Below are 22,337 nucleotides of genomic sequence, written 5' to 3'. Positions count from 1 at the left end.
GTGATGTTATGGAAGATTTGATAGAGAAAAAGACACTGACTAAATATTATTGGAAAGCTCGTTACCCATTTCCCGTTACTAGCCAAACAGACTATACAGATTTTGGTAGTAAATTAATTAGTGATTTCAGCGCTACAAATCAGAAAAATTTATTTACTATAACTGTTTCACTTGAGGAGATTAAACAATGAATCAGCCCAGCATTTCACAATATGCCGCAACAGTCGCCCGTCAAAACATAAAACCGTCTGCAAAAGGCAGGTTGGTTGTTTCCCGAATGAGTTTATAATTAAGCCGTTTGAATGTTGTTCAGACGGCTTAATTATCCATTCATAAAGAAAAGGTGCTTTATGAAACGCATTGTTTCCCTATTAACTTTAGCTTTATTATCCGCCGCAAATTTGAGTGCTTGCAGTGGGTCGGAGAGTGGCATGAGTATCCAAGAACAAACGGAAAAGCGTTTCCAGTTAAATCCCCATCCCAAGCAAGCTTACCGGATTAAAATCAAAATCGATGATGCGCCCGGACCGTTAAAATTGGTGAATAATATGCATATTGGATATATAGCTAGAAACTGCTCATATATCATCAATAAATTTGAAGGGGCATCTGCTGAGCCTGAGAAAGATATTAAAACAGAGATTAGCAAAATTGGGCAGAATGAATATGAAACGATTATTTATTTTGATGCAATGCAAGATGAAGACTATTTCGGACAAGGTATTTGTCAATGGAAAGTTGAAAATTTCGGCACAGCATTTCAAGCTACAGGAAAGCCTGAAGAAACAAGATTTAATGTCAGTGATTTAATGGAATATCTCATAAAGAAAAAAAGCCTAACCAAATATTATTGGAAAGGGGCATATCCTTATTACAAAAATGCAGACGGTTCTATGCAAAAGAGGATTGATGGAGTAGGTGCAACTGAGTTTGGAGAGCCTTTAACCAATTATCGTCCAAACCAATATAAGGACTTATTTAAAGTAACAATTACACTTGAGGAGATCGAAAAATGAGCAAACCTAGTACTCAACAATACGCAGACCTTTCTGATGATGCTTATAAATTACGAGTAGTCACTAACGATAGAGATACTATTAAAGTCGGAGGAAATGAATATAAAATTTTAGCTGTTCATAACAATGATAAAACAGGCTACTACGGTGCGGTTTATCAAGATGTTAAAACCAATGAAATTATTATTGCCCATCGAGGAACACAATCTGCTCTTGATGGCGTAGTAGACGGTGCTATGGTTTCCAGCCGTTACAATCTGCAAGCCGATGATGCAATCATATTAACTCGCAAGGCCATGGAGAAAGCAACAGATTTCCATAATAAACACTTGGATCAGCCTTTCCCTAGAATATCCCATACAGGCCATTCCCTCGGCGGCACGCTCGCCCAAATCAGCGCCCATTATTTCAACCAAGAAGGCATCACCTTTAATGCCTACGGCGCAGCCAGCCTCGGCCGCCTGCCTAGCGGCGGCGATAAAGTCATCAATTATGTGAAAGCCACCGATGCCGTATCGGCCGCCAGCCCGCATTACGGCAAGGTGGTAACACTGGCGGATAAAAGCGATCTTCTGATGTTGACTAGCGCGGGCTATACCAACAGTAAAGTTGCCAATGCGCTGTTGCCGCATAATACGGTTGGCACGGCAGTTACTTCTGCTTTTTCCGCCCATTCGATTAGCAATTTTACCGGCCCCCATTCCATCTTATCCGATCCGAATGCGCGCAAGCTGGCCGAGGATAACAAAGTGCAGATTGATGCTTATCGTTCGGGTGTCGAGCATACCCGCATTGGCATCAGTATTTTGGGCATCTCGCCTAAGAATGTGGTTGATTTCTTCAGCCCTGATCGGCGCCCGGGCGAGCCGGCTGAAAAAAATCTGCCGCCGTTAACGCAGGATATTACACAGCCGCTGCCCAAAAATGCTTCGGGTCAGGAATTTACCGATTACGGCTTTGCCGCGCTGTTGTCGGATGATGACGATCACCGTTTCGCCGCTTTGGATAGCCTGATGGATTCGCAAGTTGGTAAGCAGCTGCAACAAGACGCCCGCAATGCGGCTTTGGCTTTCGATCGAGAACAAGAGCAGCTGCGGCAGCAAAATGCGTCGGTAATGAAAATCTGATTGGGATCGTTAGCCTCAAACCCGTCAATGCCTGTCTGAAAATATTTTTCAGACAGGCATTCCCGTTATAATATCCACCTGAAAACCTTTCTCACGCTTTCGTCATGCTTTATTTATATCAATCCAACCGACTTGAAGACCTTGCCGCCATGTTGCAGGCCGTCAGGCAGAATCAGCCTTTGGCCGGCATTCTGGCGCCGGAAGAAATCATCGTGCAAAGCCAAGGGATACGGCGTTTTCTCAGCCGTTATTTGGCGCAGCAAAGCGGCATCGCGGCCAATCTTCGCTTCAGCCTGCCCGCCTCGTTTTCCTGGCGGCTGACACGAGCCGTATTGCCCGATATTACGACACTCAACCCGTTTTCACCCGAAGTAATGCGCTGGCGCCTGCTCGGATTGTTTTCAGACAGGCATTTCCAAAGCGAGCCGCAATTCGCCCAAAGCCGCGCCGCATTGCATCATTATCTAAAACGCGGCAACCAAGCCGCCTATCAACTTGCCGGCCAACTGGCCGATATTTTCGACCAATACCTCGTTTACCGCGCCGACTGGCTCAACGCATGGCAAGAAGGCAAAACCGTCGGGCTGGGCGACGAAGAGCACTGGCAGGCGGAAATCTGGCGCTTCCTCGACGACGGCACCCAAGCCGCGCCGCATCGTGCCACGATATGGCAACAGCTTTTGCAAGCTCTGGATACCGCCGAATTGCCCCAACGCATCTTAATATTCGGCATCGCCACGCTTGCCCCGCTTTATCTCCAACTTTTGCAAGCCCTGGCCAAACATTGCGACATACATATTTTCGCACTCAATCCCAGCAGCGAATATTGGGGCAACATTATCGAGCCCGTACAAATCTTGCGCCAAGGCAATGAAACCGATTCGGGCCAGAGCGGCCATCCTTTACTGGCTTCATTAGGCAAGCAAGGGCGGGATTTTTTCGATGCACTGATTGAAGCCGGCGCCAAAACCGAGCTTTCCGTTTATAGCGATGAAGCCCCTTCCAGCCTGCTGCACCGTCTGCAGCACGATATCCAAACCCTCACCCCGCCCTCGGCGCAACCATCGGCGGCCGAGCCCGACGGCAGCATCCGCATCATCTGCGCCCACAGCCCGCTACGTGAATTGCAGATTCTAAAAGACCATCTGCTGCGCATTCTGCACGAACATCCAGATTGGCAGCCGCACGACATTGCCGTGCTTACACCCAATATCGAGCCCTACAGCCCGTTTATCGAAGCCGTTTTCGGCCAAAGCGGCGGCGGCGCGCAAGCGCTCCCCTATTCCATATCCGACGTCAAACTCAGCCGCCGCCAGCCGCTGCTCGACGCACTGGCGCAAACATTAGACTTGCTCAACAGCCGCTTTGAAACCGATAAAGTGCTACCCTTGCTGGAAAACGAAGCCGTTTTGCGCCGCTTCAACTTAACCCGCCAAGACTTGCCTCTGTTAAGCGACATCATTACCAGACTCAATATTCATTGGGGCCTAGACCGCAACATGCGCGGGCACGATACCCTATTCACTTGGCAACAAGGCTTAGACCGGCTGGTGCTCGGTTGGATGCTCCCGCAAAATGCAAACATGTGGCAAAGCATCAGCGCCCTACCGAGCAGCCTGAACCTGCTTGCTCCGTTAAGCCGGTTCGCCGCATTTATCCGCGCGCTGGCCTCCGTACAGAAACAATGGCAAAAAAGCGCCTCCGTTACCGAATGGGCACAACGCGTACGCGACCTGTTTACCTGCCTGTTCGAACCGCAAAGCGAAGACCAACATGCCGTACAACAAATCGAGCAGGCACTTTCACGTTGGCAGGAAGAAGCAGATTTAGCCGGTTTCAGACAGGCATTGCCCATGCACACCGCCCTCAACCACATTACCCGCTTTCTCGAAAGCCGCAGCGAAGCCGGCTTTCTACGCCGAGGCATTACCTTTTGCAGCATGGTGCCGATGCGCAACCTTCCGTTTAAAGTGATTTGCCTGCTCGGCCTGAACGACACCGATTTTCCGCGCAACACGCGCGCATCGAATTTCGACCTGATTGCCCGCCATCCCCGCAAAGGCGACCGCGCCCGCCGCGATGACGACCGCTATCTCTTCCTCGAAGCTCTGATGAGCGCCCGAGAAATCCTTTATTTATCCTACCAAGGCCGCAGCATACGGAATAACGAACCGCTCGCGCCTTCCGCCCTGCTGCCCGAGCTCATCGATACCCTTGCCGCCATGTGCGCGTGCACGCCCGACCAAATGGCCGGCCGAATTATCGAAAACCATCCGCTGCAAGCCTTTTCCACCCGTTACTTCCTTTCAGACAGGCATTTAACCAGCAGCCGCAATGATTATGCCGAAGCCCTGAACCGGCCGCCGGTAGCGTCCAAACCCTTTTTCAACGGCCCCTTGAACACCACCGATGCCGAAGCCAGCCATATCGATCACAACCATCTGCTCCAATTCTGGCGCAACCCGATACGCGCATGGCTGCGCCACACGCTCCACTGGCACAGACCCTATATCAACGACACGTGGGATTCAGCCGAACCCTTCATTCCGCAACAAGACGATTTGATTTACGCTCAATATACCGAAGCCCGCCGCCAAGGCACCGATTTCAACCGCATCGCCGAACGCCTGCAAGCCGAAAGCCTGCTGCCTGCCGGAGAATTGGGCAAACTTTGGCGTACCCATTTTGAAGCTGCCGCCAAATCGCTCGACACCCGCTTGGTTACCAGCCCCAAGTTGCCGCCAACCCCTTACATCTTACACATCGGCCGCCATACGCTGGAAGGCAATCTAACCCAAATCTATCGCGATGGCCTGATTGATTTCCAAAGCCACGCGCCCAAGGCACCCCGGCAAATCGAGCTGATGCTCAGCCATCTGATTTTCAATGCCGCGCGCCCGATCGGCCCGGAAAGTTTCGAGAGCCATTGGCTCTTGCCCAACAATCCACAAACTCTGCCGGAAATCCCGCAACAGGAAGCAATCGAACTCTTAAAACCGTGGCTGGATTATTACCAGCTCGGCCAAAGCCGACCGCTGCCCTTCTTCCCCAAAACCGACCTTGCCGCCGCAGAAGAGTGGCTGAAAAAACAAGGAAAAGAAAATCCGATTGAAGCAGCTTTGCAAAAAGCCCGTTCGGCATACAACGGCTCCAAACAAAGCATGGGCGAGCGAGAATACGTCGAAGTTGATTTGGTATTCGGTTCCGCCGAAGAAGATCCGCTTGCAACATCTTTATTTCTCAATCTGCTGGAACAAATGCTGATCCCGCTTTGCCGCGCATGCCAAGCCAAAACAGAGTGAGATTAAAAATGCCTGTCTGAAAACATTCAGACAGGCATTTTTCAAGCAAAATAAAATACCCGGCCGGCAGCCAGGTATCGTTTCAGACAAGCATTTTTAAACGCGGCTGAAAATTAAAGTTGCGTTGGTACCGCCAAAACCAAAACTGTTGGACATCACGGCATTGAGTTCGGTTGTTTTGTTTTCACGCAAAATCGGCAAACCGGCCGCCGCTTCGTCGAGATTTTCAATATTGGCGCTGGCACATGCAAACCCGTTCTGCATCATCAGAATCGAATAAATCGCTTCATTCGACCCTGCCGCACCCAGCGCATGGCCTGATAAAGATTTGGTAGAGCTAATCAACGGCACGTTTTCGCCAAACACTTGGCGGATGGCTTCCAGCTCTTTGGTATCCCCCACCGGCGTCGAAGTGCCGTGCGCATTGATGTAATCGATTTTGCCGCCGCCATGCTGCGACAAAGCCATCTGCATGCAACGCACCGCGCCTTCTCCCGAAGGCGCAACCATATCATAACCATCGGAAGTCGCGCCGTAGCCGGTGATTTCACACAAAATATTGGCTCCACGCTCTTTCGCATGCTCGTATTCTTCCAGTACCAGCACGCTGCCGCCGCCGGAAATCACGAAACCGTCGCGACCCACATCATAAGCTCGGCTGGCCGTAGCCGGAGAATCATTGTATTTGCTCGACATCGCACCCATCGCATCAAACAACATGCTCATCTGCCACGATACTTCTTCGCCGCCACCGGCAAAAACAATATCCTGCTTGCCCAATTGAATAAGCTCGGAAGCATTGCCGATACAGTGCGCGCTGGTCGAACAGGCGGAGCTGATGGAATAATTAACACCTTTGATATGAAAATGGGTCGCCAAACAAGCGGAAACGGTTGAAGCCATGGTTTTGGTCACGCCGTAAGGCCCGATTCGCTTAACGCCTTTCTCTCTCAAAACATCCGCCGCTTCCACTTGCGCAGAAGAAGATGCGCCGCCGCTGCCGGCAACAATGCCCGTGCGCGGATTGGATACCATTTCCGGCGTCAAACCCGAATTTTCTATGGCTTCTTTCATCGCGATATAGGTATATGCGGCGGCATCGCCCATAAAACGGATGATTTTACGATCGATATGCGCTTTGGTATCGATATTGACGTGTCCGGCCACATTGGAGCGCAAGCCCAGCTCTTGATAAACAGGATCGAATGTAATGCCTGATTTTAGGCTTTTAAGCGATTCGAGCACTTCTTGGCAGTTATTGCCCAAGCTCGACACGATGCCGATACCGGTGACGACTACTCTTCTCATGCTACCTCCAGATAATACAGCGAAATACGGTTTGAAATTCAAAAACGGCGATGCGCCCGGTTAGAAATCATCGGTGCTGGTAAACAAGCCGACGCGCAGGCCGTTGCCTTCATAAATTTTTCTGCCGTCCACACTCATCTCGGCATCCGCAATCCCCAACACCAGCTTGCTGTTCATCACGCGCTTCATGTGGATATGATAAGTAATTTTCTTATGCTTGGGCAAAACTTGTCCGCTGAATTTAACCTCGGCGCAACCCAACGCACGGCCTCGGCCCAGCGCGCCGGTCCAACCCAAAAAGAAACCCACCAGCTGCCACATCGCATCCAGTCCCAAGCAGCCCGGCATAACGGGATCGCCTTCAAAATGGCAATTGAAAAACCATAAATCGGGATCGATGTCCAATTCCGCAATGATTTCGCCTTTGCCATACTTGCCACCGTCTTTCGTGATGCGAACGATACGATCAATCATCAGCATATTGGGCAACGGCAGCTGGGCATTGCCAGGACCAAACAAATTACCTTTGCCACATTCGATTAATTCTTCTTTTGTATAGCTGTTGTGAGGAACAAACTGGGTCATGTCAATCCTTAAAATAAAATAAATATGACAAAGCAAAATCCAAGCTTAATGCTTTCATCAGTAAAAAAAGAATTGTACTGTTCTCATCCAAGCAGCGTCAAGCCGCAGCCTGCCGGTTTTGCAGCAACTTACCTTCACATCAAAAAACAGACCGGGAAATGATAATGCCTGCCTGAAAATATCGTTCAGTCAGGCATTACACGGCATACATCGAAACAATTCACCGCAGCATCTGAATTTTCGGTAGAATACCCGCCACCAGCCACGATGCCAGCCAAAAGCATCGACACACCCAAAGAGGGCAGTTTTCCTGCTCCGAATCTTAAATTTCCCCAACAATCATAACCGGATGACGTTGGCAAAACGCATCCACACATGGAGTTCGACGATGACTGACAAATTGATTCTGGTATTAAATTGCGGCAGCTCTTCACTAAAAGGCGCCGTACTTGATAACGACAGCGGCGAGGTATTAATGAGCTGCCTCGGCGAAAAGCTGAATTTGGAAGATGCCTACATCACCTTCAAAGCCAACGGTGAAAAACATCAAGTTTCGCTGGCAGGCCGCACCGACCACACAGGCGCAGTAGAAGCGCTGATGGAAGAATTAAAATCCCGCGGCCTCGACAGCAAAATCGGCGCCATCGGCCATCGCGTTGTCAGCGGAGGCGAAACCTACAGCGAATCCATTCTGATCGACGACAAAGTGGTTGCCGGTATTGAAAAATGCATTCCGTTGGCACCCTTGCACAACCCCGCCAACCTGCTCGGCATTCGTGCTGCACAAAATATTTTCAAAGGCCTGCCCAACGTTGCCGTATTCGATACCGCATTCCACCAAAGCCTGCCCGCCCACGCCTACACCTACGCCCTGCCGCGCGAACTCTACCGCAAATACGGTTTGCGTCGTTACGGCTTCCACGGCACGAGCTACCGCTTTGTGGCCGACGAAGCGGCACGTTTCCTCGGCAAAGACAAAAACAGCCTGCGCATGGTCATTGCCCACTTGGGTAACGGCGCCTCCATCACCGCGGTTGCCAACGGCAAATCGCAAGACACCAGCATGGGCCTGACACCGTTGGAAGGTTTGGTTATGGGTACGCGCAGCGGCGACGTAGACGCCAGCGTATTCTCTTTCTTAGCCGAAAACGCCGGCATGGATATCGCCCAAGTAACCGACCTGCTGAACAAAAAATCCGGCTTGCTGGGCATTTCCGAAATTTCCAGCGATTGCCGCACGATTGAAGAAGAAGCGGCCAAAGGCACCGAAGGTGCGGTTTTGGCATTGGAAATCTTCTCTTACCGCTTGGCCAAATACGTTGCCAGCATGGCGGTCGCCGCAGGCGGCATCGACACCTTGGTCTTCACCGGCGGCATCGGCGAAAATTCCGAAGTCATCCGTGCCAAAGTGCTCGACTACGTTGCCTTCTTAGGCTTTAAAGCCAATCACGAAGCCAATCTGAAAGCCCGTTTTGGCAACGCCGGCATCATTACCGCGGCCGACAGCGCAGCCACCGCATTGGTCATCCCGACCAATGAAGAACTGATGATTGCCCACGATACGGCCAAACTTGCCGGCATGTAAGCAGCAAGGTTTAATTCATCATTTATGCCTGTCTGAACGCTTATTTCAGACAGGCATTATTGTTTCCAGAACCTATAAAAACAATAAAACAATATAGAGGCGAAGGCATCAGCGCCACCCATGTTGAAACCAAAGATTTGATTCCTGCTTCCTATCTTCCATCACATATTAATGTAAACCCATTGTCATTAAAACCGATATTTTGTTTACAATCACCTCCGGCTTTGTAAACAACTACAAAGCCCTACAATGCCTGTCTGAAAAATCTCCAAATAATCAATTTAAAATATCTCATTGATAAATATAAAATTAAATACAAACAGCATTGCAAACCATTTTCAAACAGCAATTGACTTAACTAAAAATTTTCAGTATAAATCTTAACCTTTGGTTTTAACCCCCATACTAAAAACCAGCCTGAATCACACCGTTTTTGCCATCGGGAAACTGATTTTGTTGTAATCGTTTTATCAGAAAACAGCAAACTTATCCTACCCCGACAAAAACCGAATTCAGGTTTCGACCAAAACAACCGTTCAAGAGGCAATTATGAATCCCATGTATATCACCTTCGGGGTGTATCTGGTCGCAGTCTTACTGATTGGCCTGGCCGCCTATTTTTCCACACGCAATTTTGACGACTACATTCTGGGCGGAAGAAGCTTGGGCCCGTTTGTGACCGCTATGTCGGCGGGAGCATCCGATATGTCCGGCTGGTTGCTAATGGGTCTGCCCGGAGCCATCTATCTGAGCGGCTTGAGCGAAGCATGGATTGCCATCGGCCTCACGGTCGGCGCCTATTTCAACTGGTTGCTGGTTGCCGGCCGCCTGCGCGTACATACCGAATACAACAATAACGCCCTGACATTGCCCGAATACTTTCACCACCGCTTCGGCGGCCGGGGCAAAGCGATGAAAGTCATTTCCGCCGCAATCATCTTGTTTTTCTTTACCATCTATTGTGCTTCCGGCATCGTTGCAGGCGCCACCTTGTTCCAAAGCCTATTTCCTGAAATTTCCTACACCCAAGCCATGTGGCTCGGTGCCGGCGCAACCATCGCCTACACCTTTATCGGCGGCTTCTTAGCCGTGAGCTGGACGGATACGGTGCAGGCCTCTCTCATGATTTTCGCCTTGATTCTGACGCCGATTATGGTTTATCTGGCGCTAGGCGGCGCCGACCAAATGAACGCCGCCATACAAACCGTCGCTCAAGGCAACGGCAAGCAATACAACAGCCTGCTTACCGGCACCACCTTTATCGGCATCGTTTCCACCGCCGCATGGGGCTTGGGCTATTTCGGCCAACCGCACATTCTGGCGCGTTTCATGGCGGCCGAAAGCGTAAAATCGCTAACCAGTGCCCGCCGCATCGGCATGACTTGGATGATTTTATGTTTGGGCGGCGCGGTGGCAGTAGGCTATTTCGGCATTGCCTATTTCGGCGCCAATCCGAATGAAGTCAGCTCAATGAACGGCAACCACGAACGCATTTTCATCGCCCTGTCTTCCCTACTGTTTAACCCGTGGATTGCAGGAGTGATTCTTTCCGCCATTCTGGCTGCCGTGATGTCGACCTTGAGCTGCCAGCTTCTGGTTTGCTCCAGCGCCATTACCGAAGACTTCTACAAAGGCTTTCTGCGCCCGACCGCCTCGCAGCCAGAATTGGTTTGGGTCGGCCGGATTATGGTGCTGGCCGTTGCGGTCATTTCCATTCTGATTGCATCCGATCCCGAAAGCAAAGTGCTGGGGCTGGTAGCTTATGCTTGGGCCGGTTTCGGTGCCGCTTTCGGCCCGGTTGTCATTCTGTCGGTATTATGGAAACGCATGACATCCTCCGGCGCATTGGCAGGCATGATTGCCGGCGCCCTAACTGTTGTCGCATGGGCCGAATGGGTCAAAAAACCGGCCTTAGCGTTAAACGAAACCGGTTGGTTGACCATGTATGAAATCGTACCCGGCTTTATCGTTTGCGGCTTGGTAATTGTGATTGTTTCCCTATTATCCAAAACACCGACGCAAGCCGTGGTGGAACGCTTTGAAAAAGCCGACGCCGATTACCACACAGCGAAATAAAATCAGATTATTTAACGCATCTGCCTGTGATTCACAGGCAGTTTTTTATAAAATAAGACCATAACGGCAATCTTCTCAATGCCTGTCTGAAAATTTCCGAATAAGCATAACCAAACCCTACCGCTTGATTTAACGCAACCGTTCAGCTCGGCACCCGCAACACATTGGGTCGCATCCGCTTCCCGAACGGCTACGGTTAAAAAATTACCCATTTGTATTCCGGAGAAAATCAACCATGTTTCAGTTTGCCCACCCTCAACAAAGCCCGTTACGACAAGCCGTTACCCAAGCTTATCGCCGAGACGAAATCGAAGCCGTCGAAGATATGCTCCGGCAGGCGCAAATGAGCGAGCAAGAACAACTCGCCGCCGACAATCTGGCTCGCCGCTTGGTTACCCAAGTGCGCGAGAATCGCAAAAAATCATCCGGCGTCGACGCACTGATGCATGAGTTTTCACTGTCCAGTGAAGAAGGCGTGGCGCTGATGTGTTTGGCCGAAGCACTACTGCGTATTCCCGACAATGCCACCCGCAACAAACTGATTCAAGACAAACTATCCGAAGGCAACTGGAAAAGCCACTTAAACAACAGCCCTTCCCTTTTCGTCAACGCTGCCGCATGGGGGCTTTTGATTACCGGCAAACTCACCAACCCGACCAACGAGCAAAGCCTTGGCGCTGCGCTGACCCGCATGTTAGGCAAAGGGGGTGAGCCGCTCATCCGCAAAGGCGTAGACTACGCCATGCGCATGTTGGGCAAACAATTCGTTACCGGCCAAACCATCGAAGAAGCGCTGCAAAACGGCAAAGAACGCGAAAAACTAGGCTACCGTTTTTCTTTCGATATGCTGGGTGAAGCCGCCATGACGCAAGCCGATGCAGATCGTTATTACCAAGATTATGTCAACGCCATTCATGCCATCGGCAAAGATGCGGCCGGGCAAGGCATTTACGCCGGCAACGGTATTTCGGTCAAACTCTCCGCCATTCACCCGCGCTATGCTCGCGCCCAACACGAACGGGTAATGAAAGAGCTGTTGCCGCGAGTGAAAGAATTGTTCCTGCTCGGCAAACAATACGACATCGGCATCAATATCGACGCCGAAGAAGCCAATCGCTTGGAATTGTCGCTCGATCTTATAGAAGCTCTGGTATCCGATCCTGATTTAGCCGGTTATAACGGCATTGGTTTTGTGGTGCAGGCTTATCAGAAACGTTGCCCGTTCGTGATTGATTATTTAATCGACCTCGCCCGCCGAAACCGGCAAAAACTGATGATTCGCTTGGTAAAAGGCGCATATTGGGATAGCGAAATCAAATGGGCGCAGGTTGACGGCATGGAAGGCTATCCGCTCTACACCCGCAAAGTGCATACCGACATCTCTTATCTCGCCTGCGCACGCAAACTGCTGAGCGCGCAAGATGCCGTCTTCCCGCAATTCGCCACCCACAATGCCTACACCTTAGCCGCAATTTATCAAATGGGCGAAGGCAAAGATTTTGAACATCAATGCCTGCACGGCATGGGCGAAACCTTGTACGACCAAGTGGTCGGCCCGCAAAACCTCGGCCGCCGCGTTCGCGTATATGCCCCTGTCGGCACCCATGAAACCTTATTGGCCTATCTGGTACGACGCCTATTGGAAAACGGCGCCAATTCCTCATTCGTCAATCAAATCGTCGATGAAAAAATCAGCATCGACGAACTCATCCGCAGCCCTTTCGATACCTTGGCCGAAGAAGGCATCCGCCTTCATCGCGCCCTGCCCTTGCCGCGCGACCTGTATGGCAGTGAACGTCTGAATTCCCAAGGCGTGGATTTAAGCAATGAAAACGTCTTGCAGGCTTTGCAAGCCGATATGAGCGAAGCCGCGAAAAATCATTTCCAAGCCGCCTCTATCGTGAACGGGCAAGCCCGCTTGGTAGCGCCGGTACAAGAAGTGCGAAATCCGGCCGACCACCGCGATATTGTCGGCACCGTTTCCTTTGCCGATGCCCAGTTAGTACAAGAAGCCATTGCCATCGCAGTGGCTGCCCACCCTGCGTGGTCTTCAGCCCCTGCTGCTGAGCGCGCCGCGTGTCTGCGCCGTTTCGCCGACTTGCTGGAAGCGCACACCCCTGCTTTAATGATGCTGGCCGTACGAGAAGCAGGAAAAACGCTGGCCAACGCCATCGCCGAAGTACGGGAAGCGGTTGATTTCTGCCGCTACTACGCCACCGAAGCCGAATTGACCCTGCCTAAAAATACTCAAGGCATCGGTGCTATGGCCGCCATCAGCCCGTGGAACTTCCCGCTGGCCATTTTCACCGGCGAGGTTATCGCTTCGCTGGCCACGGGCAACAGCGTTATTGCCAAACCGGCCGAACAAACCAGCCTGATTGCCCACTATGCCGTTTCTTTAATGCACCAAGCGGGCATACCCGCCGGTGTATTGCAACTGGTTTTAGGCGCGGGCGATGTTGGCGCCGCGCTCACTCAAGATAAACGCATCAGCGGCGTTATCTTTACCGGCTCTACCGAAGTCGCCCGTATGATTAACCAGAATCTGGCTCAACGCACCGACAACCCTGTGTTGATTGCCGAAACCGGCGGGCAAAACGCCATGATTGTCGACAGCACCGCGCTGGCCGAACAAGTGTGTGCCGATGTTTTAAATTCCGCTTTTGATTCTGCCGGCCAACGCTGCTCGGCCCTGCGGATTTTATGCGTGCAGGAAGATGTGGCCGATCGGATGATTACCATGATTAAAGGAGCGATGGATGAATTGCGCGTCGGCAACCCGATGCAACTCACTACCGATATCGGCCCGGTTATCGACCGTGAGGCACAGCAAAATCTGCAAAACCATATCGACAAAATGAAAGGCGTCGCCAAGGCCTATCATCAGATAAGCCTGTCTGAAAACACCGAAAACGGCACTTTCATCGCACCGGTTCTATTTGAACTCAATAACTTGAACGAGCTGCAACGCGAAGTATTCGGCCCGGTATTGCATGTCGTCCGTTATCCGTCCAACGGTTTGGATAACCTGATCGAGCAAATCAACAGCAAAGGCTATGCGCTGACCCACGGCATCCACAGCCGTATCGACAGCACAATCGAACACGTCAAAAAACACATTGAAGCCGGCAATATTTACGTCAACCGCAACATCGTCGGCGCCGTCGTCGGCGTACAACCGTTCGGCGGCCACGGCCTATCCGGCACCGGCCCCAAAGCAGGCGGCCCCTTCTATCTGCAACGCTTAAGCCGCTTGCAACACTGGCACATCCCCCAACTAAGCCGCATCGGGCAAGCCGACGAAACCGCATTGAGCCGTCTGCAGCATGTATTGCAAAGCCTGCCGCTGGCACAAGAGCCAAAACTGACCTTAGCCAGTGCCCTCGGCCAAGCGCGCATCCATACCTTGCGCCATGCCGAACAAGTGTTAAACGGCCCCACCGGCGAACGCAACGTATTGAGCTGGCATGCAGCCAAGCGCATCTGGCTATACGGCGGCGACTTGGCCGCATCGTTCCGCGCCCTAACTGCCTTGGCGGCCAGCGGCATCATTGCCATCGTGACCCCGGAGCATCCTCTGGCCGCTTACGATGCCGTGCTAGAAGGCCTGCTTCAAACCGACCCGCGGCCGCAAGCCGACGGCGGCATCAGCCATGTTGTCGCGCTAAACCCGTTGCCCGTTGCCCTGAAACAAGAGTTGGCCGAACGCGATGGCCCGCTGGTGCGTATCCTCTCTGCCGAACAAGGGCTGGATATCTTGCAGGTTTTTGAAGAAATTTCGTGCAGCACCAACACCACGGCCGCAGGTGGCAACGCCAGCCTAATGGCCATGACCGATCTGTAATAATCTGTAACGCCAAAAATTTTCAGACAGGCATCATATTGATGTGATGCCTGTCTGAAAAATCATATCTGCCCGCCAAATCATCGTCGCATGCCATACGGCTATCTTTCGTATCCGACCAATATCCATACCATCAGCCAAACAGCAAGAAACACCTTCTCAAACGCCCATCAGCGGAATCAGCAAAGGCGCCAAAATCGCCGTTAAGATGCCGTTGAAAATCAAACCCAAGCTGGCATAAGCGGCATATTTTTTACTGCGTTCCATCGACACGGCAATCCCCATCGCGTGCGAAGCCGAACCCATCGACATGCCCTGCGACATCGGCTTAGTTACCGTGCTTGCGCTCATCATGCGATAACCGGCCATCTGTCCGAGCATGCCGGCCACAATCACCATAGCCGCAGTAATTGCAGGAATGCCGCCGATGGTTTTGGTAATTTCGATGGCAATCGGATTGGTCACGGATTTTGCCGCCAAACTCAAAGTGACCTCCCTGTTCGCGCCCATCAGCTTGGCAATATACACCGCGCTCACGATGCCCGTAATACTGCCCGCCCCTTGCGAAAGCACGATAGGCAGCCACTGCTTGCGGATTTTTTCCCAGTTGTTATAAAGCGGCACGGCCAAGCCGACCACCGCCGGCTTCAGCCAGAAATCAATATATTCGGCTGCTTGGTGATACGTTTGATAGTCAATACGCATCACGGTCAGATAAAGAATGATGGCAGTCGTGCTTAATAGTACGGGATTAAACAAAACGTTACCGGTGCGCGTGCGCAAAATATTGGCCACCCAGTAAACCGTAACGGTCAACCAGAGCAAAACCATCGGGTGTTTGAATACAGCCATCGCATCCATCATTTTCTCCGCAGCAGCTCATGGGTTTTGCCGGTAACCACCATCACGGCAAAAGTGCTGACGACAGTGGCCGTCATAATCGGCCAAAAATCACGGCCTACTAAATCCAGATAGCTCATCACCGCCACACAAGGCGGCACAAGAAAAAGCGCCAGATTAGCCATCATCGTGTCAACCATATTCTGAAGCTGCGAAGGCCGAACCCAACGCAGCTGCAAGGCGCCGAACAACAGCCCCATGCCCACGATGCTGCCGGGCAACTTAATGCCGGTCAAATAAACAACGGCTTCCCCAACAGCGAGAAAGCCGAAAATGATGCTTAGCGATAGAATCATCGTAGTGTCCTTTGTATCAATATTTTTCTTATATCGTGCTGCCATAGGCCATAGCCGACTACACACCACTACAATATACTACAAACAATGCCTGCCTGAAAGAGCGTCGGCCGCTTCCGCGAACCGAGCTGTTTTCAGACAGGCATTCTATCTTTACTGCCGATATCAACACATTATTTATAAGGGTTTTCCACGCCTCTTATCAAATCGGCCAAATATTCGCGCAACTGAGCTTCCGCGCAACCCATCAACAATCCGTCTTCAAACGTATCTTGGGCAAGCTGGAAAAGCTCCGCCATATTCTCATTCATCACTTTGATTTTTTCAGTACAAGAAACGATGCTGCCATCGTCGTCATACCACTTAGGCATTTCCGGCATACTCATAGCAGGCACCCTTAATTCAAGAAACGCGCAGGATCATTTCTCTTAACCCGCCGCGCCGTCACATAGCGCGCACTCCAATATTTATTGCTCAGGCTGGTGATTTCGATCGTTTTACCGGTGCGCGGCGCATGAATAAAACGATCGTTGCCGATATAAAGCCCTACATGCGAAACACGGTGGCCCGACGTGCTAAAAAACACCATATCACCGGGCTGTAGTTCGCTTCGGCTGACCTGTATGCCAGCCCTCGACTGCTCCGCTGCCGTACGCGGCAGGCTCACTTGCATGCTCTTATTGAAAATATATTGCATAAAACCGCTGCAATCGAAACCGGTAGAAACGCGAGTGCCGCCAAAGCGGTAGGCCACGCCCAGCAAACTCATCGCACTGCCGATTAATTGATCGGCTTCGTTTCGGCCGACAACCTGCCCTGTCGACATAGATTGGTTAACATTGAGGCTATCAGATTGAAACCGGATAAACTGCTCCAAATCATCGGCTTTTGAAAGCGGCACAGACAACATCGCCACAGCCGCCAACAGGCCGGAACAAAGCTGCTTTAAAAAACTCATAACTACATTCCATCAATATAAAAAGGCTTTTGCAGCAATATTCTCCGCGCCTTAACGCGATAAAAAACATTGTTGTAAAAGTCTTTATTCGTTATCCTACTGTTTCACGCCATTTGGCATTAAAGGCATAAAGATACCCTAAAAACCATGATGATACCAACTTTACTCGCCATGCGCGATTTTTCCCGGCTAAGGGAAATCATTGCCATTCTGAGCAAATACGGCTTGGGAGAGTTTGTCCAACGTATCAAATTATCAGGGAAAACGCTGGCCGAAGAAGACATTTCCCCAGAAGGCCGCTACCGTTACATCAGCACGCCGCGCCGCTTTCGCTTGGCTTTTGAAGAGCTTGGCCCGACCTTCATCAAGCTCGGCCAGATTCTTTCCACCCGCGTCGACATTTTCAATACCGAATGGATAGAAGAATTCGAGCAGCTGCAAAACAACGTTCCCCCCATTCCCACCACCGACATCCACGCCCTCATCGAATCCCATCTGGGCAGACCGATAAACGAAGTTTTCCAAACCATCGACCCCATACCCATCGGCAGCGCATCCATCGCCCAAGTGCATAAAGCCGTCTTGCTCGACGGACAAACCGTTGCCGTCAAAATCAAACGCCCCGGCATCGAAAAAAGCATCAACGCCGATTTACGCATCCTAACCCACCTTGCCGGCCTGATAGAATCGGAAATTCCCGAATCGCGTCGCTATCAGCCCTTGCAAATGGTGCAATATTTCTCGCGCAGCTTGGCCAAAGAAACTGATTTATCAGTGGAACTGCGCTATATGCTGCGCTTTGAAAACGCGTTTCAAAACCACAGCTATCTGCGGATTCCTAAAGTTTACCGAGAAATTTCCAACCGCCAGATATTGGTGCAGGAATTCATACAAGGCAAGCTCCTGCTGCATACCAATATCGACAGCCTGCCCCAAGCAACCCGCATACTGATTGCCGACCGCATTACCGACACCTTGTTTACCATGATTTTAAAACAAGGCTTTTTCCATGCCGATCCGCATCCGGGCAACATTTTCATCAACGATGACAACAGTATTACCTTCATCGACTTCGGCTTGGTCGGCCACCTTTCCGCCACCCGCCGCCGCGAAATCATTCAACTCATCAACGCCCTTACCCGACGCGACCAATTTACCATGCAATATGTATTGAGCAACTGGGCGCAAGGCGAATTGCCCGATGAAAATCTGCTGGGCGCCGACGTGCTGGAAATGCTGCTCAACTACGAACACACACCCATTCGCGATTTGCGCATCAGCCAAGTCATCAACGACATTACCCAAATCATGCGGGGGCACGGCCTGACCCTGCCCGGCGATTTGGTGATGCTGTTCAAAGCCCTGATTACCTTGGAAGGCGTGGTCAAACGGTTGGACGGCTCTGCCGAACTGCTAGAGCGGGCAAAACCCATCGTTACCGACGTAATGAAAGAACGTCTTTCACCCGAACATGTTCTGCGCAAGAGCAAAATGCACAGCCAAATGCTGATTCAAGCCGCCGACGAACTGCCGCAAAACCTCATCCGCTTGAGCCGCCGCATTCAAAAAGGGCAAATCAACTTCAATCTCGACATCAAACGCATCGACCAGCTCAACCACCAAATCGACCGCACCGCCAACCGCCTTACCATGGGCATCGTAACCGCCGCTTTGATTATCGGTTCCTCCATCGTGATGAGCATCGACACCGGCCCGAAATTCATCGGCTTTATCGGCTATCTGCTCGCCCTCTTCAATAGCTTATGGATTATCTGGTCGATCTGGCGCTCAGGCAAACATTAAACGCCGTTAAGTTAAATAGCCAAAGCCTGTCTGAAAATTTTTCAGACAGGCTTTGGCTATTATCATAAATTTAAACCAACTAACTTGAAAAATCACACAACGCACGCCATTTACTGTTAAAATCAAAATCCTCAAAATCCAACCACAATAAAGGGTATAACACCATGAATCATGATGTTTACAACTACAATGCCGGCACCGCAGGCAATACTCAAAACACCGTATTACGCAAAACCTACGGCCTGTTAGGGCTCTCTTTCGTACCCGCCGCCATCGGCGCAGTGCTCAGCACCACAATGGGCTTCAACATCTTCGCCCTGTTTGGCAGCCAATGGGTCGCTTTGGCCGTTTTCTTCGCCTTTGTTTACGGCATGTGCTTTCTAATTGAGAAAAACCGTTACAGCAACACCGGCGTTACCCTGCTGATGGTTTTCACTTTCGGCATGGGCGTCTTGATTTCCCCACTGTTACAACGCACCTTAGGCTTTTCTAACGGCGCAGAGCTTATCGGCATCGCTGCCGCCATGACCGCAGGCGTGTTCCTAACCATGTCGGCTCTGGCTCGTCGTGCCAACGTCAACACCAATTCATTAAGCCGCTTTCTCGCCGTTGGTGCCGTGGTCTTGCTTATCGGCATGGTTGCCAGCTGGTTCCTCAATATCCCAGCCCTGAGCCTAACCGTATCGGCCGGCTTTGCCATTTTCAGCTCACTGATGATTATGTGGCAGGTGCGTACCATCATTGAAGGCGGGGAAACCAGCCATATCAGTGCTACGCTGACCATCTTCATCTCCATTTACAATATCTTCAGCAGCCTGTTGAATATCTTGGGCGTATTCGGCGGCGAAGACTAAACATTGCAACCCGATAAAACCAATGCCTGTCTGAAAAAACTTTCAGGCAGGCATTTTTCTATTCATACCAGCATTATTCCGGAAGAAAAGCTCCAATCAAAATCCCTAATAGAAATCCGAAAGCTAAAAAGAGATTAGCCTGAAACCCAAGCCAATCTCTTTATCCAAACCGCTCGAAGCCCACTCTGCCGAACAACCCGGCTTTCAGACAGGCCTAAGCATCAGCGCTTAAAAACGGTAGTTCACACCCAACACAAATTCCCGGCCGCGCTCGTAAAAAGGAATGCGTCCTTCGCCGTTCGGGAACCGCTGGCTGTGCGAGCGATATTTCTTATTGCCTACATTATTCACGGAGAAATTCACGTTCAGATTATCCGCTTTCAAAGGCTGCCAGTTGGCATAAATATCATGCACACCGTAACCTGCTTTCCGGCCGTGCAGCGTGCCGACTCTGCGAGCGACATCGGTATATTTCACACTTTGAGCATAGCGGCCGCGCCAGCCGATTTCCAGCTTCGGATTTTCAAACTGGTAAGACAGTCCTGTCAGCCATTGGCGGCCTGTATTCCAAAACGTAAACGAGCTTTCATGATCTTCCGCCTGAATCGGGTTCTCGCCGTAATACATTTCACCTTTTAAGCGCGGTTTAACATATGACACGCCGACACGGGCAGTCAAGCCGCGGTATTTGTAAGAAGTATCCAGCTCATAGCCGTACGTTCTCAAAGTACCGCCATTGAAAATCCGACCGCGCTCATTGATTGTGCCGGTTCCATTATTAATATCCGCCCACTTATAAACAATCAAGTCTTTAATCTGCTGATGGAAGATACTGCCGCCGATATTAAAGCCTTCTTGTTGATATCTAAAGCCCAACTCGGCGCGGCGGGCGGTTTCCGCCTTCAGATTTCTATCCAAATCAGCCGCAGCACCCGCACGTTCGTTGGCCAGCAATGCCTCATTCAAGCGCGGAGAACGGCTCGCTTGGTTCAACGTACCCAACAGCGCCAGCTTATCGGTTACATCCCAAATCACGCCCAAGCTGGGGTTCAGTTGTCCATCGGAAGCGCTCTGTTTACTGGCTGCATGGTATTTGAAATGATCAAAGCGCAAACCGGTTGTTAAAGTAACCGGATGGAAATTCCAGATGCCTTCGGCGTAAACCCCGTAATCGGTTTTTTTCTCGTCCGCACGGTCGTACAAACCGAGAATATTCAGCCAAGCCCCTTTGTCGGAAGGTTTGGAGCTTTCATGACGGAAATTGATGCCGTATTTCACAAGATGCCCGTTGCCAAACCCGCTGGTAAAGCCGACGTTGGCGCCAGTGGCTTTAATTTTGCTCAATTCCAACTGATCCGTTTTTTCGTTTCCGGTCGGCGCGCCTTTAGGCGGTTTGTAATCATCAGTATTGATTTGATAAACATTGGCGTCCAGTTTATCGATAAAGCCGATATTACGGCCCTTATAATCCAGATTGAAGGTTTGTTCTTTCTGCGCCGTTCCCTCCACGCCTTGGTAGGAATCCACAGTTTGGAATTCCGCCTTGTCAGTGCGGTTACCTTTTTGATATTCCTGACGATAGCTCAGGCGGATGCCGTGATCTTCATTAAAATCGTAGCCTAATTTAGCCAGATAACTGCGTTGTTTCAATTTACTGCCTTTATTCAGCGTGCCCGAACCATCTTTATAATCGCTGTTATGCAAGAAATTGGCGGCAAACAAACCGTCGAAACCATTTTGATAACCATATACCGCAGCATTACCGTTGGCACCTTTATTGCTACTGATATTGGAACCCACTTTAAAACCGAACGGCTTACCGTCTACCAATAAATCCTGCGCGTCAACCGTTGTTACCCGAATCGTTCCGCCGACTGCGCCGATACCGGCACTGGCAGCGCCCGTACCTTTTTCCACATTGATGCTTTTTACCAGCGCGGGGTCAAGCTGGAAACGGCTTTGGTGGTGAAAAATCTTAGTGGATTGGCTGGTGCCGTCCACTTCCAAATTAATTTTGTCTTCTCCAGCCCCGCGAATGCTGTAAAACTGCGCCACACCGTTGCCACCGCCCACATCCATACCGATTTGATCTTTCATAACCTGTTTCAAATCAGTAGAAGTTTCACGATCAAGGTGTTTTCTGACGACACGGGTCGGCACCGCCGTGCCGATAACTTTAACTTCATCCAGCTCGGTCACGCTAGAACCTGAATTTTGCTCTGCATGGGCAAACCCCGACGCCAGCGCCAAAACCAGCGCACTGTAACGGAATCCCGATGATTGACCAACGCTCATTTTTACTCCTTATAAATTATTATTTCATAAAAAAATGATTACATAAATCGATGCATATTTTAATAAAAATGATGATGATTTTCAATAAAAATCTAAATATCATTAATATTGATTATATTTCGATAAATTTTTCGTATAAAAAATAAAGCATTGTTTGATAATTGTTCTGTATCGGTGGCGGAATAAAAATGCTCAGAATTCAAAAAAAGATGCTTAAGTAATCAAGCATCTCCATTCGAAATCAATTTGCCGCGTTGTTCAAAAGAAATTTACCCAATCCGAATCCATTTGATTTTTAAAAGCCATATTCCATGATATCAAATCAAAAACATATATTTTGGGGCTGTCCTAGATAACTAGTACAAATCATGCTTTACTAATTGTTTTA

The 22,337-nt window shown here is 50.4% G+C and carries 16 protein-coding genes and 1 pseudogene; 9 read left to right on the top strand and 8 right to left on the bottom strand.

Annotated elements, in window-relative coordinates:
- From Q4A84_RS10535 to recC, 4 genes and pseudogenes are all read left to right on the top strand, one after another.
- A pseudogene (locus tag Q4A84_RS10535) lies at nt 1-191 on the top strand (hypothetical protein); the annotation flags it as partial.
- A 159-nt stretch (nt 192-350) separates the two neighbouring features.
- The gene (locus Q4A84_RS10530) at nt 351-1,016 is read left to right on the top strand and encodes a hypothetical protein (RefSeq protein WP_303088890.1); all 666 of its coding nucleotides are present in this window, start codon (nt 351-353) and stop codon (nt 1,014-1,016) included.
- Nucleotides 1,013-2,143 (top strand): lipase, encoded by a 1,131-nt coding sequence (locus Q4A84_RS10525; protein ID WP_303088889.1) that lies wholly within the window; start codon nt 1,013-1,015, stop codon nt 2,141-2,143. Before Q4A84_RS10530 ends, Q4A84_RS10525 begins: the two co-directional genes overlap by 4 nt.
- Nucleotides 2,144-2,247: 104 nt before the next feature.
- Nucleotides 2,248-5,445: an exodeoxyribonuclease V subunit gamma gene (gene recC / locus Q4A84_RS10520; protein WP_303088888.1), complete on the top strand. Its 3,198-nt coding sequence runs from the start codon at nt 2,248-2,250 to the stop codon at nt 5,443-5,445.
- Nucleotides 5,446-5,541: 96 nt separating this feature from the next.
- Here the strand turns inward: recC and fabB are convergent, their stop codons facing one another.
- Complete coding sequence (fabB, locus tag Q4A84_RS10515; RefSeq protein ID WP_303088887.1) at nt 5,542-6,753, bottom strand: beta-ketoacyl-ACP synthase I; 1,212 nt, start codon at nt 6,751-6,753, stop codon at nt 5,542-5,544.
- 60 nt (nt 6,754-6,813) lie between these two features.
- Complete coding sequence (gene fabA / locus Q4A84_RS10510) at nt 6,814-7,338, bottom strand: 3-hydroxyacyl-[acyl-carrier-protein] dehydratase FabA (protein ID WP_303088886.1); 525 nt, start codon at nt 7,336-7,338, stop codon at nt 6,814-6,816.
- 388 nt (nt 7,339-7,726) lie between these two features.
- Between fabA and Q4A84_RS10505 the strand changes: the two genes are divergently transcribed.
- Both Q4A84_RS10505 and putP read left to right on the top strand, forming a co-directional pair.
- Nucleotides 7,727-8,923: an acetate kinase gene (locus Q4A84_RS10505; protein ID WP_303088885.1), complete on the top strand. Its 1,197-nt coding sequence runs from the start codon at nt 7,727-7,729 to the stop codon at nt 8,921-8,923.
- Nucleotides 8,924-9,472: 549 nt separating this feature from the next.
- Complete coding sequence (putP, locus tag Q4A84_RS10500) at nt 9,473-10,999, top strand: sodium/proline symporter PutP (RefSeq protein ID WP_303088884.1); 1,527 nt, start codon at nt 9,473-9,475, stop codon at nt 10,997-10,999.
- An 11-nt stretch (nt 11,000-11,010) separates the two neighbouring features.
- Here putP and Q4A84_RS10495 read toward each other — a convergent pair whose 3' ends face one another.
- Nucleotides 11,011-11,211, bottom strand: a complete 201-nt coding sequence (locus Q4A84_RS10495; RefSeq protein ID WP_303088883.1) for a hypothetical protein — start codon at nt 11,209-11,211, stop codon at nt 11,011-11,013.
- 23 nt (nt 11,212-11,234) lie between these two features.
- On the opposite strand from Q4A84_RS10495, the gene putA reads away from it, so the two are divergent.
- Entirely contained in the window at nt 11,235-14,843 is a 3,609-nt protein-coding gene (gene putA / locus Q4A84_RS10490) for a bifunctional proline dehydrogenase/L-glutamate gamma-semialdehyde dehydrogenase PutA (RefSeq protein WP_303088882.1), read from the top strand.
- A 159-nt stretch (nt 14,844-15,002) separates the two neighbouring features.
- Here putA and Q4A84_RS10485 read toward each other — a convergent pair whose 3' ends face one another.
- The 4 genes from Q4A84_RS10485 to Q4A84_RS10470 all read right to left on the bottom strand — a co-directional run bounded on the left by Q4A84_RS10485 (nt 15,003) and on the right by Q4A84_RS10470 (nt 16,997).
- Nucleotides 15,003-15,695 carry an LrgB family protein gene (locus tag Q4A84_RS10485; protein ID WP_303088891.1) on the bottom strand — a complete coding sequence of 231 codons (693 nt, stop codon included), beginning with the start codon at nt 15,693-15,695 and terminating at the stop codon, nt 15,003-15,005.
- Between the two features lie 8 nt (nt 15,696-15,703).
- A complete protein-coding gene (locus tag Q4A84_RS10480; RefSeq protein WP_303088881.1) occupies nt 15,704-16,039 on the bottom strand; it encodes a CidA/LrgA family protein in 336 nt (111 codons plus the stop codon).
- Nucleotides 16,040-16,212: 173 nt separating this feature from the next.
- On the bottom strand, nt 16,213-16,425 hold the full coding sequence (locus Q4A84_RS10475; protein ID WP_303088880.1) for a hypothetical protein: 213 nt from the start codon (nt 16,423-16,425) through the stop codon (nt 16,213-16,215).
- 11 nt (nt 16,426-16,436) lie between these two features.
- Nucleotides 16,437-16,997, bottom strand: coding sequence for a C40 family peptidase (locus tag Q4A84_RS10470; RefSeq protein WP_303088879.1), 561 nt, complete (start codon nt 16,995-16,997; stop codon nt 16,437-16,439).
- Nucleotides 16,998-17,144: 147 nt separating this feature from the next.
- On the opposite strand from Q4A84_RS10470, the gene Q4A84_RS10465 reads away from it, so the two are divergent.
- Together Q4A84_RS10465 and Q4A84_RS10460 are read left to right on the top strand one after the other, a co-directional pair.
- Nucleotides 17,145-18,800, top strand: a complete 1,656-nt coding sequence (locus Q4A84_RS10465; protein ID WP_303088878.1) for an AarF/ABC1/UbiB kinase family protein — start codon at nt 17,145-17,147, stop codon at nt 18,798-18,800.
- A gap of 164 nt (nt 18,801-18,964) precedes the next feature.
- Nucleotides 18,965-19,654: a Bax inhibitor-1 family protein gene (locus tag Q4A84_RS10460; protein WP_303088877.1), complete on the top strand. Its 690-nt coding sequence runs from the start codon at nt 18,965-18,967 to the stop codon at nt 19,652-19,654.
- Nucleotides 19,655-19,882: 228 nt separating this feature from the next.
- Here the strand turns inward: Q4A84_RS10460 and Q4A84_RS10455 are convergent, their stop codons facing one another.
- Nucleotides 19,883-21,949, bottom strand: a complete 2,067-nt coding sequence (locus Q4A84_RS10455) for a TonB-dependent siderophore receptor (protein ID WP_303088876.1) — start codon at nt 21,947-21,949, stop codon at nt 19,883-19,885.
- Between the last annotated feature and the right edge of the window lie 388 nt (nt 21,950-22,337).

It is taken from the genome of Neisseria sp., from assembly GCF_030527965.1.
Classification (GTDB): domain Bacteria; phylum Pseudomonadota; class Gammaproteobacteria; order Burkholderiales; family Neisseriaceae; genus Neisseria.
This window is presented reverse-complemented; position numbering and strand designations above follow the sequence as displayed.

What these genes read in the sequence shown, in the direction of transcription:
- Q4A84_RS10530 (WP_303088890.1), top strand. Translation starts at nt 351, where the DNA reads ATGAAACGCATTGTTTCCCTATTAACTTTAGCTTTATTATCCGCCGCA.
- Q4A84_RS10525 (WP_303088889.1), top strand. Translation starts at nt 1,013, where the DNA reads ATGAGCAAACCTAGTACTCAACAATACGCAGACCTTTCTGATGATGCT.
- recC (WP_303088888.1), top strand. Translation starts at nt 2,248, where the DNA reads ATGCTTTATTTATATCAATCCAACCGACTTGAAGACCTTGCCGCCATG.
- fabB (WP_303088887.1), bottom strand. Translation starts at nt 6,753, where the DNA reads ATGAGAAGAGTAGTCGTCACCGGTATCGGCATCGTGTCGAGCTTGGGC.
- fabA (WP_303088886.1), bottom strand. Translation starts at nt 7,338, where the DNA reads ATGACCCAGTTTGTTCCTCACAACAGCTATACAAAAGAAGAATTAATC.
- Q4A84_RS10505 (WP_303088885.1), top strand. Translation starts at nt 7,727, where the DNA reads ATGACTGACAAATTGATTCTGGTATTAAATTGCGGCAGCTCTTCACTA.
- putP (WP_303088884.1), top strand. Translation starts at nt 9,473, where the DNA reads ATGAATCCCATGTATATCACCTTCGGGGTGTATCTGGTCGCAGTCTTA.
- Q4A84_RS10495 (WP_303088883.1), bottom strand. Translation starts at nt 11,211, where the DNA reads ATGGGTAATTTTTTAACCGTAGCCGTTCGGGAAGCGGATGCGACCCAA.
- putA (WP_303088882.1), top strand. Translation starts at nt 11,235, where the DNA reads ATGTTTCAGTTTGCCCACCCTCAACAAAGCCCGTTACGACAAGCCGTT.
- Q4A84_RS10485 (WP_303088891.1), bottom strand. Translation starts at nt 15,695, where the DNA reads ATGGCTGTATTCAAACACCCGATGGTTTTGCTCTGGTTGACCGTTACG.
- Q4A84_RS10480 (WP_303088881.1), bottom strand. Translation starts at nt 16,039, where the DNA reads ATGATTCTATCGCTAAGCATCATTTTCGGCTTTCTCGCTGTTGGGGAA.
- Q4A84_RS10475 (WP_303088880.1), bottom strand. Translation starts at nt 16,425, where the DNA reads ATGAGTATGCCGGAAATGCCTAAGTGGTATGACGACGATGGCAGCATC.
- Q4A84_RS10470 (WP_303088879.1), bottom strand. Translation starts at nt 16,997, where the DNA reads ATGAGTTTTTTAAAGCAGCTTTGTTCCGGCCTGTTGGCGGCTGTGGCG.
- Q4A84_RS10465 (WP_303088878.1), top strand. Translation starts at nt 17,145, where the DNA reads ATGATGATACCAACTTTACTCGCCATGCGCGATTTTTCCCGGCTAAGG.
- Q4A84_RS10460 (WP_303088877.1), top strand. Translation starts at nt 18,965, where the DNA reads ATGAATCATGATGTTTACAACTACAATGCCGGCACCGCAGGCAATACT.
- Q4A84_RS10455 (WP_303088876.1), bottom strand. Translation starts at nt 21,949, where the DNA reads ATGAGCGTTGGTCAATCATCGGGATTCCGTTACAGTGCGCTGGTTTTG.